This window comes from Psychrobium sp. MM17-31, from assembly GCF_022347785.1.
Taxonomy (GTDB): Bacteria; Pseudomonadota; Gammaproteobacteria; order Enterobacterales; family Psychrobiaceae; genus Psychrobium.
The window spans coordinates 83,144-98,820 of sequence record NZ_JAKRGA010000004.1; the positions used below are offsets into that span (position 1 = coordinate 83,144).

Genomic DNA, 15,677 nt, shown 5'->3' on the forward strand with positions numbered 1-15,677 from the left:
TTTTGGTTACTTTTCTTTGGCTGTTGAAAGAAAAGTAACTGATGTGCCTCATACGATGTTAAAAGGATCGTAGTATCTATTAGGCACATCATTCGGTGTGATAAATTTATTATTTAGTTTACAGGCATCACCCTAACCCCAAATAAATCTACCTTATTCACTGGCCCTTTGATTCCACCTGAACCGGCGTAGCTGTGATTGTTCTTTAAATAACTCATATTAAAGAAATCGCTTAGCTCTATGCTGTATTCACCAGCTTTTAAATTAACTAATACAGGCGTTGAATAGGCTTTAGCTGCTTCATTGTGAGGCATTTGTACCACGCCTGTTTTTACGACTGTTCCTTGCTTGTCACGCACCGTTAGCCATTTCACGCCAGCGGTAATGCCGGTGTTAATTTGATGCTGCATGTTGTGATATTGCATCGACAACGCATATTTCCCTGCACTTTTTACTGAGAAGTCGATAGCGAGTTTATCTGCTGGCGCTCCCCAGTTTATGGCCGTGCCATTGCTTGGTGTAAATAACTCACCTTGATTTTGACACTGCACAGGGGAATGATGGGATACATTACCTGATGATTTAAAGGTGGCGCTGATGCTGTAACAGGCCTGATTCATCGCGCTTTTTTCCGACCATACAAGGTTTTGTTGTGACTGCGCTAATTTACCGTTGCGATAGATTTGGTAATGGACTTGTCCTGACTCATCGTTGTTGGCGATGGTTATATTGTTGAGGCCATCTTTTACAGCAAGTGTAAATTCAGGTGTTTTAGGCGCGAAGCTCAACGGATCTTTCGGGCCTGTTTTGGCGTCAACTAACATTAACCTATTAGATGATGCACCCGCCGCGATAAGTGATACCTCAATGGCATTTTCGGCAGTCAGATTACTATCCGTGATAGTCTCTTTCGTGAATTCTTTACCGTTTAGCATAAGTTTACCAACTTGGTAGATACCACGTGCTTGTTCATCAAATGGAGGTAGCTTGAGACTTAGGTTAATCTTTTTACCGTGCCATGTAAGGTTGCGCAATGCGATATCAGTTTGTTGTTGGAAAAACGCCTTGTGTAGATGGGTGGTTAGCATAGGCGCGATGACTAAGCCATCGCGGCTGCTTTCGATACCAAATAGCGATTCTATTACCATATTCAGATAGCCAGCCACCGACCACAATTGGCGTTTCGAGTTGATCGCAGGGCCAGACAGGGCTGGATTTTCTTTCTCAAGCCACATGGCTTGCGCCGAGAGCCATTCGAGGTTTTCCATGTTGGATAAATTCAGTGCCGCACCGCGGATCAGGGTGTCATAGGCGCTGTTGGCTACGGCGGCGTTATTACCGATTTTCGCCGCTTTAAGGCCATAAGCAGTAACGAATGGCCAGATGGCGCGATTGTGATAAACGCCGATGTCTGGTTGCTGCGGAAAGAGTACTGGTGCACCTAAATTTCCGTGTGGGTAGCGGTTTAAAATACTCGCAGCTTGTTGCTCGCTCGCAATGCCTGTGATGATGGCGAGTGATTGGCCGAGCCAGTCGAATTTGGCTAGCGGTGTGTTATCAAAATGTCCTGCCGTTAGGCTGCTATACATGCCGTAATCGCTAAGCCATAGTTTTTTGTTGATGGCATTTTTAAGTTCTTTTTGCCATTGGGCATAGCGCTTAGCAAGAACTGGTTTATCAAGCTCAATTGCTAATTCTTTGGCAAGTTTGATGGCTTGGTAATGCCCGGCATTGGTTGAGATAGATTTGCTGGTGGCCATGGACGAAAGATCGTCTTTGATCCACGGCGCATAGCTTTGTTCGCGCCAATCTAAGAAAGACTGCTCGCCATTGTAGAGGCCAGTTGTTTTATCAAAGGCTACCTGGCGGTCGATTTCTATGGTGTTGCTTAGTGCTTTGAATGCGGTCGCTGCGAATTCTTGGCGGGCGTTACCCGTATGGTTGTTCAGCGCAGATTCTGCGCCAAATGCCCATGACACACGGTCGGTACTGATCGGCCAGCTGCCACCACTGCCTGTATCTTGAATAATCTGTAGGCCGTCGTCGCTGCCTGCGATAACCTCTGCTTTAGGTACGCTGTTGCGATAAGGCGAGAGTTTAAAATTAAGAGAATTGGTAACGCGTTGCGGATCTAATAATCCCAAGCTTAAATGGGCTGAATAGGCGAGATCGCGGGTCCAAACGTAATTCCATTTCTCACCTGTCTCGAAACACTGACAAGCGATAGCGTTGCCGTGGTTGTAATTGTTATCGCGAATGACGTCGACGCTATCGAGTTTCATTTCATCGACAGCTAGCGCAAATAGTGCATCAAAGGCGAGGTTACCTGTGCGGCTATAGGGAAGATTTTCGTCTTCGCGATAGACTGAGAAAGAGGGTACGGGATCGCGTAATATCGCTGTGGTTTCCTGTACGTATTCTTTAAGTTCGCCGACGTTCTTGCTTGAAAAAGTGACAGTTTCAGTTTGATTGTCGAAGGTTTTAAAGCTGAGCTGTTGTGTCTCACCCTGATGAGGCGCGATATCCGCAGGATAGACGTGGTCGGTTTTAGCAATAGTGAGCTTAAATGGTTGCTCATTGGTGTCTAAGGTCAGCTGATATTGTCCCGGCGTGGTCACCATTAAAAAAGATTTTCCAGCGGCTTTATCACCACTCACCGAATAACTTGCTTGCTTGTCTAGTACATCGAGAGTAGTGTCGCTCTCTGCTTGCACTACAAATTCTTGCGACCAGCTATCGGTGGCAAACTTAAACTCAAACACACCGTAACTTAGACGCACTTTTGTCGTTAGTACACCTTGGTTATTAATAAGTTTGTCTTTGGTGCCCCAGCCATTAAAGCTACCGCGAATATAGAGCTGTGGTAGTTGCTGGTGATTAGCTTGTTGTGAAGTCGTTTGTTCGGCATGTTGAGAGCTAACAGCCGTTGTTGAATCACAACCAGTGAGCGCATACGCTATCGCAGAAGCAATGGCAAGACGTTGAAATGATGGCGACCAATCCATATTGGAAAATCCCTGAATTATTATTATGCAGGTGATAATGCCGAAAACGGGGCGAGTTTTTAAATGAATACGTATGCGGATAATTCAGTGCTTAGCCTCATGTCATTAATGGGACATGAGGCTAAAGGATTAATTACCGTAGTACACTGGTAATAGATTTACTTCATATCTTTTGGCATATAGCCACCAAGTATCAATATCATCTTTGATAGTATAGAGATGGCAATCTTGCTCGAGGAGAGTTTGGTCTATGTAATCCAACACCTTTTCGTCATTTTGTGAAAACTCAAAATCGGGAATTAGTCTAAATGGCAAATGCATGACTTCGACGCCGAAAAAAGTTATTTCAATTTCTCCGTTATCAATAGAGCCAATTTCACCTGAAAACTTTATTTTTATTTGGCCTGATACATCATGCTTTTCACGCGAGATTGACTCTATATCTGCAAAGCCTTTTAAAGCTCCAAGATATTTGTTTATTTCCGACTCTCCCATAGTAACTCCGTTCATTATTTTTTCGGAGCTACATGATACAGCGACGTCATTCCCGCAGAGATATGATCATTGACATGACAGTGATACATCCAGGTTCCTGGGTTATCGACTTTCATATCTAGGGTTTTCATTGATGCTGGTAATAGCTCGACTACATCGGTGCGGCGGCCGTTAATCAGACCTGTGTGGCCGTGCCAATGAGGAGTGTGGAGATCTACTTCAGTACCAAGAGCGATTAGATGCCAACGTACTTTGTCGCCGTCTACCATGTTTAGACCCGGTAAATTAGCGAACAGGTAACCGTTGATCATGTGCATTAGGTTGCCTTCAACAAACTCTTCATCTTCCGCGTCAACATCTTTGCCGATGTAGTTTTTAATGTTGTCGTCTAGGAAGTGGCTTTCGTTTTCGTCCATCACTGTGTAGAGATTAACGAACTCGCGATCGATATCTTTTGGTGTGCCATCTGGGTTAGCCATGCCTTTGGCGGTCACGATAATGGCGCCAACTAAGCCTGAGTTTGAATCGGCAATGCTGTCGACATGCGAGTGGTAAACCCAAACGACAGAGCTGTTATCCGCAGGACCTGGTCCTGCTGTTTCTGGCACCTGCCAAGTGTAGGTAAAGGTGGTGCCCGGCATAACTTTGTCGTCGCGTTTTTGCGATTTGCTAGTGTCGTCGTTAGTTGGTGCACCTTCGTTACTCTTGGTGTAAAACACGCCGTGTGGATGAATGCTGTATGGCAGTGAACCTTTATTTTTGAAGACTACCTTGATGGTGTCGCCAACCTCGGCGCGAAATAGCGGGCCGAGCAAGCCAAGGTGCTCTTCGTGAGCTGGGCGTTGCTTGATGGTGCTAAAAGTGCCATCGGTGTACTCGCGATAGATGGCTTTCTTGTATTTACTGCCGATGGTTTTATTGCTCGTCTCGACAAAGACCTTTTGTGAATCTTTTAATGGCATTCCCATCATTAAATTGAAGTGTTTCGGCGCATAGTCCCACTCGATCTCTTCGGCGGCAACATAATAAACACGCTCAACGGCGTGCGCACTCAAGCTAAGCACGGTTAACGCACCTAGCATGAGTAATTGAATGAATTTAGTCATAGCAAACAGCTTATGTGGTTGGAAAGGCAGTTACTATATCAATAATGAGAATGAAAATGGCTATTATTTGATTGAAACTTGCGTTAGAGCAATTTGTGCTAAAACAACTCTTCGGCTTGACGATCGAATGGTTCGATAATGATGACGCTATTTTCAACTTTTATGCGATTAAATTGCGGTAAGTTAAAACTGATATCGAGTTTTTCTTGGCTCTTGTTTTTTTGCTCTTTGGTAAAGGTGTAAAAACGATAAATTTCTCGCAGCAAATCCATTTCGTTTTGTTGATCTTGCCAGTAGCTGGACAAGTGATTGTTTTCGTCAAGAATGTAGACCTTGATGCCTTCTTTGCGCTGTTCGAGGAAAAATTGAACATAACCGATACTGGCGTGTTCGTAGATTAAACGTTTGACTTTGCTGGTGGTTGGTTGCTTACTCGGAACTTGAGTAAGCGCCGTTTGACTGAGGGTCTTATAGAGCTCAACGGCATTGCTAATCGCCTTGTATTCGACCTTTTCTCGATGGAAAAACAGGCCATAAAGCTTGCCGGCAACGACTATGGATTTTACTTGGATCCCTTCCTTGCTGGATTTACGTTGAATTTCAAAACACTCACGCAGTAAAAACGATACTTGATCCCGTAATAAAATACTGTGGCGTTTAGATACGCTCAAAATACTGATTTCTGGTGTACTGCTACTCGAACGAATTAGCGTAAATAGATGACTAAGGAGTTCTAGTATCGCGGTATTACCATTAAATACCATAGCATGATGCTCGTTCCAGCTATTGCGATAAGCAAGGTCTATTGACGAAACTAAGCTGCGCTTCTGGCGGCCGATGGAAAAAATATTGCTAATGAGCCAATCCATCATTTGGGTTTGTCCTTCAAACTCCACTGTTGCGTCATCAAGCATATTTATGATGATAGAAACTTCGTCAATTTGGCTCGACTGTACCAAGGCATTTTTAGTCGCGAGTTTATCGCCTGTAAATTGCTCGGCGAGATGAGCGAGTGCGCGATTTACCTTGTAGCTGTATTTGGCGTTATCACTGGGTAAGCGCACCTGCGTCGTCGGACTGATAAGTTGGTTGATTGCTGCCCACATCAGCAATTTTATAATGTGGGTGTCTTTGTGAATAATGTAATCTTTGCCAAATACTGGCGGCTGACTCAGTAGTAGCCAAATACGGTGGCCGCTGTCGTCAATGCCGCGACGCAAGTAAAAGTTGTTATTGGTGTGCTTAACACTGCGAATGGGCGCTAGTCGGTTGATTTTGGTTTCAGAATGCTGATATGCCGAATAGAGTTTGCGACTAAGAATAGTCAGCTCTTGGGGATACATCGCTTCGTCGACTTGATGGGATTTAGCTAACTCTTTCATTAATTGGTAGCTTTCTAACAACGCAGAGACTAGCGCTTGATGATGTTGTTGGCTATCAACTGGGCTCCAGCGAGCTTGTTTGTCTAGATGAGCAATGTGTTCGTCGCTAAACTGCCACTGTGCGACGAGTTCTTTAAGTTGTTGCTGCTGGTAATTTAGCGTTTGGCCTTGTTTGATAAAACTCAGCGCAGGTGCGCATTTGAGATAAAAACATTCCCTGACTAGTTTTAGTCGCTTGTCATCTCCTAATCGCTGTAAATGGCCACTAATGCGATTTAGCAACAATAGGTAGTGATCGCTAAACTGATTAGCAAGCATCAGTTGTTGCCATTCCACCGATAGTAATTGGGTATTGGGAAAATCACTAAAATAAGATTCTAACAACAGCGCCTTTAACAGCGATTTCTCAGGGGAATCGATGCCTTTATAAAGCTGCCACATCATGGCACCAAAGTATTCTTGTGCAGGAATGCTGGTGGGATGGCCAAGATCAATGGCGCTAATGCTGTTGTCTTGTGGCGACAGATGCCAACGAATTGGCTTGCCCGCGAGGGTGATGGCCGAGCGGTAGAATTCGTCGAGCAATAACCAATGCTGAGCGCTGCCACTAGATTCTTTGTCAAAGCCCGATTTTATGCCTTGCTCGAACTGATTTTCAGTAACTAAAAACAGATGCAGTTCTACACCAATTTGCTTCGCCCATTCCTCAATAAGGTGGCATTTTTTTACTATGTGTTCCCGTGTTTGAGGTGACAGATTGTCACAAAGACACAGCCACACATCCCAGTCAGATTTAATACTTTGCCCTAAACTACCAAGGCTTCCTATGGTATACAGCCCACAATAGAGTTCTGTGTTTGGTGCTGTTGATAGGGAAATATCGATATTAAAGAAATCTTTGGCGAGCTTTTGTGCGGGTTTAGTGAGTTTAAAGTCAGCAATAGTTCCGCCTGAGAATTCTGCGACATAACCGGGAAGACCATCGATATTTTCGTTAATTAACAGTGGAAGTAGGTGAGCGAGCTGGCTATTTTCAACGGATAGTTCTCGAAAAATATGATTGATATGCAACGTACGTTGCGGGCAGGTGGCCGCAAAGTCTTGTCGTAGTTGATAGTGTTCAATCATTTATTTTTACTCTAATTATTTAGATGGACATTCTAGCGAAAAAAGGAGCACAAAATCTATCTTGATAAGATTTCGTTTTTATCTATACCCGTAGTCGTTGGAGGTGCTTGAAATTATAGTGAGAATAAAAGGTTAGCTACAAGGCGCGCGATTGAGCAATAGCTGGCTATTGGGATTGAGCGCACAGCTACCGCATCCTGCTCTCGCGAAGTACCTCCGTCCATAGAGGCAACGCAGTAGATGGCCTTTTAAGCCACTATAAAACAAGCATCTTCATTGATTATGGGTATATAGATCCTTTATGATATTGCTTCTCTATTTGCAAAAGGAAGTGTTCCCGTGCAGCTTAAAATTAAAATAGATTTAGGCCCAGACGACGCTGTTAGTGCATCGCAGCCGGCACCTTTTGATCCTGTAAAGATAAGAAATTTCCTACTTGTACTCATTCTGTTATCTAGTTTGGTTTGTACCATGGCCTACAGCATGTGGCCGGCGGGCCAGTCGAATACTGAGCCAATGCCTGAAAATGACATAGGTACCTTAGGTGTTTTACCCATTATTATGGAAGATGAAGAGCCGCCAAAACAGCCGCTGGTTGGTGAACATGACCAGCCATTTCCAATTGAAGACGATACCGAATTAGAGCCGAAAGAGGATGTAATACCTCAAAAAGGCAATACGCCACTCATTGAGAAGGCGGCAACTGAGAAAAAAGTGCCATCGCAATTAGCGTCAGTAAAAAATACATTGCTAATGGCTACGCCTTCACCTGCACAGTCTGCTGCCGTTAGCACTCAACCAGCTAGTGACAATAAAGTATCGGTTACTGAGCCTGTAGTTGCTACTGATGCACTAAGCGAGGTAGTTGCAAATAACGATTCAATTCATGTGCCTCGTGCCCAATTGACATCGGCGATTGCAAAACGAGAACCTATTGATCGTCTGTCTAGCTTGAGTTTAAGTGAGCACAAGAAGCTGTTTTATTTCACCCAAATTGATCGCATGAAAGATAAGGTTGTTTACCATCGTTGGAGCTTAAATGGCAAGGTAATGGCTGAGGTAAGCTTATCGATTGGTGCCAATAAATGGCGTACTTATTCGAGCAAAACTTTCAATCGAAGCATGTTGGGTCGTTGGCAAGTTGCAGTAGTCGATGATCAAAATCAGGTGCTAAAAGTTACTGAATTTGATGTGACTCAGTAAAACAGCCGAAAAACCGCTATATTTTTTACCAATTAGATTGGTGGTGATATCATTGCCGCCAATTTACTATCACTCTTTTTGGAATCTTTATGTCTGTAGATATCGTGCGCATTGCGACTCGTCAAAGTCCGTTGGCGTTATGGCAAGCTGAATTTGTAAAAGCACAGTTAGAGCACTTTCACCCTAATATTAAAGTAGAGTTGGTTACCATGGTAACCAAGGGCGATAAGATTTTAGACACTCCGTTAGCCAAAGTTGGCGGTAAAGGGTTATTCGTAAAAGAGCTGGAAACAGCCATGCTAGAAGGCCGTGCCGATATCGCAGTTCATTCGATGAAAGATGTACCGGTGGAATTTCCTGAAGGCTTGGGCTTAGAGGTGATCTGTGAGCGTGAAGATCCTCGCGATGCCTTTGTTTCCAACAAATACAAAAATCTAGATGAATTGCCACAAGGCAGTGTCGTTGGTACTTCTAGTTTACGTCGTCAATGTCAAATTCGCGCGGCGCGTCCTGATTTAGTTATTCGCGATCTTCGCGGCAATGTTGGTACGCGTTTAGGTAAATTAGACGCTGCCGAATATGACGCAATCATCCTTGCTGCAGCTGGCCTTATTCGCTTAGAAATGCCAGAGCGTATTGCATCATTTATTGAGCCTGAGCAATGTTTACCAGCTGTTGGCCAAGGTGCGGTCGGTATTGAATGTCGTTTGGATGACGAGCGAATTAAAGAATTGTTGGCACCGCTAGAGCACACTGAAACACGTCAACGCGTATTGGCCGAGCGTGCACTTAACAAGCGTTTAGAAGGTGGCTGTCAGGTGCCAATTGGTAGCTATTGCGTGATTGACGGCGATAACTTTTGGTTACGCGCACTAGTTGGTAACCCTGACGGTAGCGTGATGTTAACTGAAGAAGCACGCGGTACTTTAGCCGACGCCGAGCAAACGGCCATCGATATGGCTGATAAGTTATTAGACCGCGGCGGCAGAGAGATTCTGCAGCAGGTTTATGCACAAGCATAGCCCTAGACAGCGACGTGTCTTAATTACTCGCCCACAAGCAAAGTCTCAGCAACTTGAGGCTTTGTTGGCGAGCCATCATATTCCCTGTATTTCTTATCCATTAGTCCAATTTTTACCTTCTATTGCATCGCAAATCGAGCAAGTTATTGCTGACGCAGATATAATAATTGCGGTGAGTGAGAATGCTGTTTCTCACACGGATAATCAGTTATCACAATGGCCCCAACAGGCGGATTACTTTGCAGTAGGTAAAGGAACGGCGCAGCAATTTTTGACCTTGAATATCAAAGCGAAAGCTCCGGTATTGGCTACTTCCGAAGGGCTGTTAGCACTCGATGATTTAGCTGATGTTAATGGCAAGCGTGTTGTTATTTTACGCGGCAATGGTGGGCGAGAGCTTATTGCACAAACGCTTGTTAAACGCGGCGCTACGGTGGAATACCTTGAGACTTATCAACGTCAATTGATCGCGATGAATGATGGGGATTGCGTTTTGCAATGGCAACAGCATCAAATAAACACTATAGTGGTGACTAGTGGCGAGATATTGCAGCATTTGTGGGAAAACATCGGCGAAATGCAGCAAACTTGGCTAAAATCACTATCTTTAATTGTTCCGAGTGAGCGTATTGTGAAAATAGCGCGTAAACTTGGCTTTGAATCGATTGAGTTAAGCGAAGGCGCTGATAACCAATCAATTTTAAAAATTCTATTGAACGAGTGTTAAATGACTAAGACTAATGATGACGCATCGAACAACAAAGCTGACGAAAAGGCTATTGAAGAGCAACAGACTGTCGACAATACAGAGCAGCCAAATACGTCTGAACCATTAGCCGAAAAAGAGCCGTCAGCGGACAAAAAGTCTTCCGCTAATGAAAAGTCATCGGTAGATGAAAAACCAGTTAATGAAGAAGAGCTATTGGTAAGTCAAAAGTCATCATCTGATAATGAATCTTCTGCTCAGGAACCCTCGCTTGATGAGAGCAAATCATTAGCCAATGAAACAACAGAATTAGATAATGTCGCGTCGTCAGCCGTAGGTAAAAACGAAGCAGCGACTAGCGCTGGCACAGCACAAAAAATGGAATCAACAGTGGTCACTCAAAAAACACCTATTAGTAAACTCGCCGTTTTATGCTTAATTTTGATCTTAGCGCTAGCTGGCGCAGCGGGATATGGCGTCGATCAATACCAAAAGCTCCAATTGGCTCAACAAGACACCATTGATTCACTGGTTGCTAAGCAAAACAGCGTTTTAGAGAATGTGAATCAACAGCTGCAACAGCAACAAGCATTAAATCAATCGTTAACCAGTGAGTTGAACGATAAAGTTGCTGCGCAGCTTGCAGGTCAAGAGCAAACTCAAGCCCTTATTAATCAAAAAATTGCCGAACTATCGGGACGTCGCCCAAGTGATTGGTTACTGGCAGAGGCAAACTACTTAGTTACCATGGCTGGCCGCAAACTGTGGCAAGAAAAGGATCAAAAAACCGCTGCGGCGTTGTTAGTGACTGCCGATAAACGCATCGCTGAAATGCATGATGAGTCATTAATTGAATTACGCCGCGCCCTCGCCAAAGACATCGCGACACTGTCTGCATTACCACAAGATCGCAGTCAGGATATCGCATTAGCTATCGATGGTTTAATAACTCAAATCGACAACCTTAAACTCAATACAGTTACCTTGCCGGATGCAGTTCAAGAAGAAGCGCCAGCGGCCGCAGAAGATTCGTGGCAAGAAAACCTGAAGCAAACATGGTATGGCTTTGTCGATGGTTTAATTACAATTCGCAAGCGGGAAAGTAATGTGGTGCCGTTAATGTCTGCCAAACAGCAATGGTATTTAGAGGAAAATCTAAAGAATAAATTGGTTCAGGCGCAGCTAGCGGTTTATCGCAAACAGCAACAGGCATTCATCAGTGCTATCGAAGTGAGCAGAACCTGGGTATTACAATTTTTCGATCGCGAAGACAGCGCAACGACATTTATGCTCGAAGAATTAGAAAAATTAGAAAAAGTTTCGATTGAGGTGAACTATCCGCGTGATTTACTGAGCCGTAATTTGATTGCAGATGAAGTAACACGTCGCAACATTAGCTCAGCACAAGGTTTGGAGCGTTAATATGATTCGAGTCTTGATATTTTTACTCATAATCGCGTCAGGCATTTTGATTGGTCCATCGCTGATGGGACATGACACTTACGTATTGGTAGCTGTGAATGGTTGGACTATGGAAACCAGCCTTGTCGTTATGGTCATGATGATTATCGTGTTTTACGCTGCCTTGCAAATCGCTGAATGGGCGCTTGTAAATACTATTGCTATGTGGGGACGCACCCGCCATTGGTTTGGCTGGCGTAAAGAGCGTATTGCACAACAAAAAACGATTGATGGTGTATTAGAGTTTGCCGCTGGACATTTCTCTCAGGCAGAGCAGCTTAGCGTAAATCATGTTAAATACAGTAAAGAGCCACTGTTAAACTATTTTACTGCGATAAATGCTGCAGCGACGCAAGGTAAGGTAGAACAGCGTGATGAATATCTTACACAGGCATTGGAATTTGCACCGGAGAACACTGCACTAATTGCAACTAAACTGCGTTATCTTGTTGAAGAAAAGGATTTCGAAAGTGCGCAAAAGTGGTTGGAGCAACAACCTGACAAAGTCGCTCAACATGATGATTTATTGCCGCTCAATATTCAAGTACGTGAACATTTTCAGCAATGGACACAAGTTGCACAACTCAATGATATTTTGTTTAAGCACAAGCGTCTGACTGCACCTGAGCATCAGGAAAGAGTGCGTCACTGTTACGTTCAGCAATTAGCGGCACTTGCAGACAGTGATCTAGAAACGATTAACCAAAGTTACAAATCTATCCCTAGAAAGTACCGCAATCATATCGACATCTTTTGCCAGTATGCTAAGTTAGTTATTAAATTTGATCAGGCGGCGCTGATCGAGAAAGAATTGTTTAAACGACTGAGTAAAGAGCTAAGTGCTGGCTTGTTAGGTGTGGTTGAGCAATGCCCCACACAACTCGCAACAGCTTGGTGTGAACGTCTTGAAAAGTTAGATGCCTATCAATCTGATTCGGCCTTTATTGATGTTATTGTTAGACTGAAAATTATGCAGCGACAATGGAAAAATGCTAAAGAATGGCTGCAACAAGCAATTCAAATCGACCCTTCGGCACACCGCTATCAACAACTAGCACAGGTCCAGCAAGAGCTAGGTGAGAGCAGTGGCGCTTTAGATAGCTTCAATAAAGCGTTGAATTATCGCCAAGCGAAGTAACAGGGAAGTAAGTCAATGAAAGACAACTCGAATTTTGACGAGTCAGTTAAAACGCTGAAGAAAACTATTCCGTTAATGATGAAGTACAGCGTACCGGTTAACCCAACTAACTACGCGCTGTGGTATACCTATGCTTCTAATGAAGTGCCTAATCTTAATCGCGAGTTAGAATCGGCGCTGAAGTTATATAACACCTGCCCAACCTTCCGTGCTGAGCAACTGTATTCAAAGCACGTTAAAAACGAAGCTGTCGATCAAGCTCGAAACTTGCAACAGTCTATCGACAAAATGATGGGTAAAGTTGGCGACTCTATTGGAAATACGCAAAACAACGCTAAAAGCTTCGAAAAAGAGATGTCTTTATGCCATGAGGAATTGGCGGTTTTAGATGCCATTGAAACACCAATGACACCAGAAGCAGTTTCCGGTTTTGTTAGTGAATTACTCTCAAAATCGATGGCGATGCGCGACAATGCTAAGTCCTTAGGTGATAGCCTCGAAAAAGCTCAGCAAGAGATCAAATCTTTGCGTATGGAGCTAGCAAATAGTCAGCAAGATGCATTATACGACGCATTAACCGGCTTATTAAATCGACGAGCATTTGAACAAGAGCTCGACGGTTTGATTGAGCTACCAAATGCGCATGCTTGCTTAATCATTGCCGACATCGACCATTTTAAAGCGTTTAATGATGAGCACGGTCATACCATGGGAGATCAAGTGTTAAAAGCCGTTGGTAAGCGTTTAGCAATTTCTTGCTCTAATGGTGCATTAGCATTCCGCTATGGTGGTGAAGAATTTGCTGTCTTAATTCCTAATTCTACTATCGCTAAAGCTCATGATATGGCAGAGAAAATCAGATTGTCGATTGAACGTTTGATTATTAAGGATCGCAAAACTGGGGAAACTGTCGCCAATATCACTTGCTCATTTGGTGTGGCAGCAATTCTAAAAGACAGAGATGCAATTGACTCAATTAACCTCGCTGATGAGCGTTTATATAACGCAAAACAGCAAGGCCGTAATCAAGTCGTATCAACTGCTTAGTGAGTTAGTTTATTAAATCTATGAGTCATTAATGCGGCTGAAATTGTTAGGCCGCAGATAATGGCAATCCAGTAACCTTGCACACCCCAGCCACCAAATTCCGCCAACACATAGCCGATTGGAAAGCCAATTAACCAATAGGCTACCATGCAGATATACATCGGTATTTTAGTATCTTTCATACCACGTAGCGCGCCGCTGGCATTGACCTGTACAGCGTCTGATAGCTGGAAGATAGCCGCCAAGATAATAAGCTGACTGGCCACTGCGAATACCAATTCATCTGACGTAAATACCGCGATGAAATGCTGGTGAAATAATACCATGCAGGTGGCGGTGAACAGTGAGATAAATACGCCAAACCAAATACCCATGAATCCCGTCTGACGCGCCTGTTCCGGATCTTTACGGCCAATGTGATAGCCGACTCGTGCCGTCACGGCAATTGATAGACCAAGTGACAGTGTATAGGCTAGCGCTGAGATATTGATAGCAATTTGATGACCCGCGATATCAGGCACCGAGTAACGGCCGATCATTAAGCCAACTGCACCAAATAAGGCAACCTCAAGACCTAGACCAATCCCCATCGGTGTACCGATTTTCAGAATTTCAGTATAGTCTTCAAGACGTGGTTTTAACCAAGTATTAAACAGGTTGAAGCCGTGATAGCGGGCCGAGGTGAGAGTGTAGATAACTAGTGAAATTGCCATTATCGACCACACTACGAGCGTCGCCCAAGCGACTCCAATAGCGCCCATCGCAGGCACGCCCCAGCCACCGTTAATAAACCAATAGTTGCAGGCAACGTTAAACGGTAGCGCGATAATGGAGCAATACATGATGGCTTTAGTTGCGAACATTCCTTCGTTACAAAAGCGCAATGCAAAAAAGAAGTAAAGTGGAAATACGCCCCACGCTAAAACACTCAGGTAACCGCTCGCTAGCGGAATGATCTCCTCGGTTATGCCAATCGCCCACATTAAGGGTTCAAGAGACACTAAAATGATTGCACTAGGCAGTGCCAAAATGAGCGACATTATTACGCCCGTTTGGAAAGCGCGTTTTACACCGTGTTTGTTTTCCTCGCCATTGTATTGCGAGGTTATTGGACTTAATGCTAAGAAAATACCAATGATAAAAACGATAATTGGATTGAAAATACTTACACCGATCGCTACCGCTGCAAGTGCATCCGCACTGTATTGTCCAGCCATTATGGTATCGATAACACCAAACGACATTTGAGCGAGTTGCGCTAAAATGGCGGGAATGGCAAGTTTGATTAGTTGATTACTTTCGGCTTTGGCACTTGGAGTAAAAAACTGTGCGAGGTGTTTTTTCAATCGAGTATGCCCCTATAAATATTAGTATCTGTAAATTGCGATAAGCTGGCTATTATCACTTAAGTTTCTATTGGTGTCATTGTTTCAATTTAGCTATTTTTCCGCCATAAATCCGTCACAAAAGACACGTAGGATGTGCGCCTGAAATTTGAAATTACTTGTAACATTTGGTCTGAGCACTTCGACTTTAATCTATGGTAAGTTGTTTTTTACGTATTGATTATCTTGGTATTAGTAATTATTAAATTAAACACATTTATGAATAATGATGATAATCGCGCGAGTGTAAATTTATCAGTTTTCATTGAACTTGTAGAAACTATTAAGGTCGAAAATCTCACGGTAACCATGGAACAATAGCGTATGAAAAAATTCACTAAAAACTCCATTAAGCAAATCGTTAAATATGTAAAAATCTTCTTTGAAGGCACGTTGAAAGTTGAAAGTTTAGGTGTATTTCAATTTCAACAAGGTTTATTGAAAGCGCCTTGCAATGCAAATGAACAACAGCAATCTTTTGTAAGTCAAATTAATCAGCTTATCAAGTCGCGACAACCCGTTGCGCAGTGGGAATAGATGTATCATATCCCCACATTAAAAAAGCCAATCATTCGATTGGCTTTTTAGTTTCTAGTCTT

The 15,677-nt window shown here is 43.6% G+C and carries 12 protein-coding genes; 7 read left to right on the forward strand and 5 right to left on the reverse strand.

All coding sequences use genetic code 11. The annotated features are described in order from the left end of the window. Positions 1-113: 113 nt before the first annotated feature. From MHM98_RS13165 to MHM98_RS13180, 4 genes are all read right to left on the reverse strand, one after another. Positions 114-3,005, reverse strand: a complete 2,892-nt coding sequence (locus MHM98_RS13165; protein WP_239439809.1) for an esterase — start codon at positions 3,003-3,005, stop codon at positions 114-116. 129 nt (positions 3,006-3,134) lie between these two features. Beyond that, positions 3,135-3,515 carry a hypothetical protein gene (locus MHM98_RS13170; protein ID WP_239439810.1) on the reverse strand — a complete coding sequence of 127 codons (381 nt, stop codon included), beginning with the start codon at positions 3,513-3,515 and terminating at the stop codon, positions 3,135-3,137. Further along, complete coding sequence (locus MHM98_RS13175) at positions 3,515-4,606, reverse strand: multicopper oxidase domain-containing protein (RefSeq protein ID WP_239439811.1); 1,092 nt, start codon at positions 4,604-4,606, stop codon at positions 3,515-3,517. The genes MHM98_RS13170 and MHM98_RS13175 overlap by 1 nt, the downstream gene beginning before the upstream one ends. 98 nt (positions 4,607-4,704) lie before the next feature. Continuing rightward, on the reverse strand, positions 4,705-7,116 hold the full coding sequence (locus MHM98_RS13180) for a class I adenylate cyclase (RefSeq protein ID WP_239439812.1): 2,412 nt from the start codon (positions 7,114-7,116) through the stop codon (positions 4,705-4,707). Positions 7,117-7,455: 339 nt separating this feature from the next. On the opposite strand from MHM98_RS13180, the gene MHM98_RS18955 reads away from it, so the two are divergent. The 6 genes from MHM98_RS18955 (at position 7,456) to MHM98_RS13210 (ending at position 13,693) form a co-directional block, all read left to right on the forward strand. Then, entirely contained in the window at positions 7,456-8,319 is an 864-nt protein-coding gene (locus MHM98_RS18955; protein ID WP_239439813.1) for a DUF2914 domain-containing protein, read from the forward strand. A gap of 89 nt (positions 8,320-8,408) precedes the next feature. After that, positions 8,409-9,341 (forward strand): hydroxymethylbilane synthase, encoded by a 933-nt coding sequence (gene hemC / locus MHM98_RS13190; protein WP_239439814.1) that lies wholly within the window; start codon positions 8,409-8,411, stop codon positions 9,339-9,341. After that, entirely contained in the window at positions 9,328-10,068 is a 741-nt protein-coding gene (locus MHM98_RS13195) for a uroporphyrinogen-III synthase (protein WP_239439815.1), read from the forward strand. Before hemC ends, MHM98_RS13195 begins: the two co-directional genes overlap by 14 nt. Beyond that, the gene (locus tag MHM98_RS13200; protein WP_239439816.1) at positions 10,069-11,469 is read left to right on the forward strand and encodes a uroporphyrinogen-III C-methyltransferase; all 1,401 of its coding nucleotides are present in this window, start codon (positions 10,069-10,071) and stop codon (positions 11,467-11,469) included. It begins immediately after the preceding gene. 1 nt (position 11,470) lies between these two features. Next, positions 11,471-12,646, forward strand: a complete 1,176-nt coding sequence (locus tag MHM98_RS13205; RefSeq protein ID WP_239439817.1) for a heme biosynthesis HemY N-terminal domain-containing protein — start codon at positions 11,471-11,473, stop codon at positions 12,644-12,646. A gap of 15 nt (positions 12,647-12,661) precedes the next feature. Then, entirely contained in the window at positions 12,662-13,693 is a 1,032-nt protein-coding gene (locus MHM98_RS13210; protein ID WP_239439818.1) for a GGDEF domain-containing protein, read from the forward strand. Here MHM98_RS13210 and MHM98_RS13215 read toward each other — a convergent pair. Then, positions 13,690-15,039: an MATE family efflux transporter gene (locus tag MHM98_RS13215; RefSeq protein ID WP_239439819.1), complete on the reverse strand. Its 1,350-nt coding sequence runs from the start codon at positions 15,037-15,039 to the stop codon at positions 13,690-13,692. The genes MHM98_RS13210 and MHM98_RS13215 overlap by 4 nt on opposite strands. Positions 15,040-15,402: 363 nt before the next feature. Here MHM98_RS13215 and MHM98_RS13220 point away from each other — a divergent pair, with 363 nt between their 5' ends. Then, positions 15,403-15,615 (forward strand): DUF1107 family protein, encoded by a 213-nt coding sequence (locus tag MHM98_RS13220; protein ID WP_239439820.1) that lies wholly within the window; start codon positions 15,403-15,405, stop codon positions 15,613-15,615. Positions 15,616-15,677 lie beyond the last annotated feature (62 nt).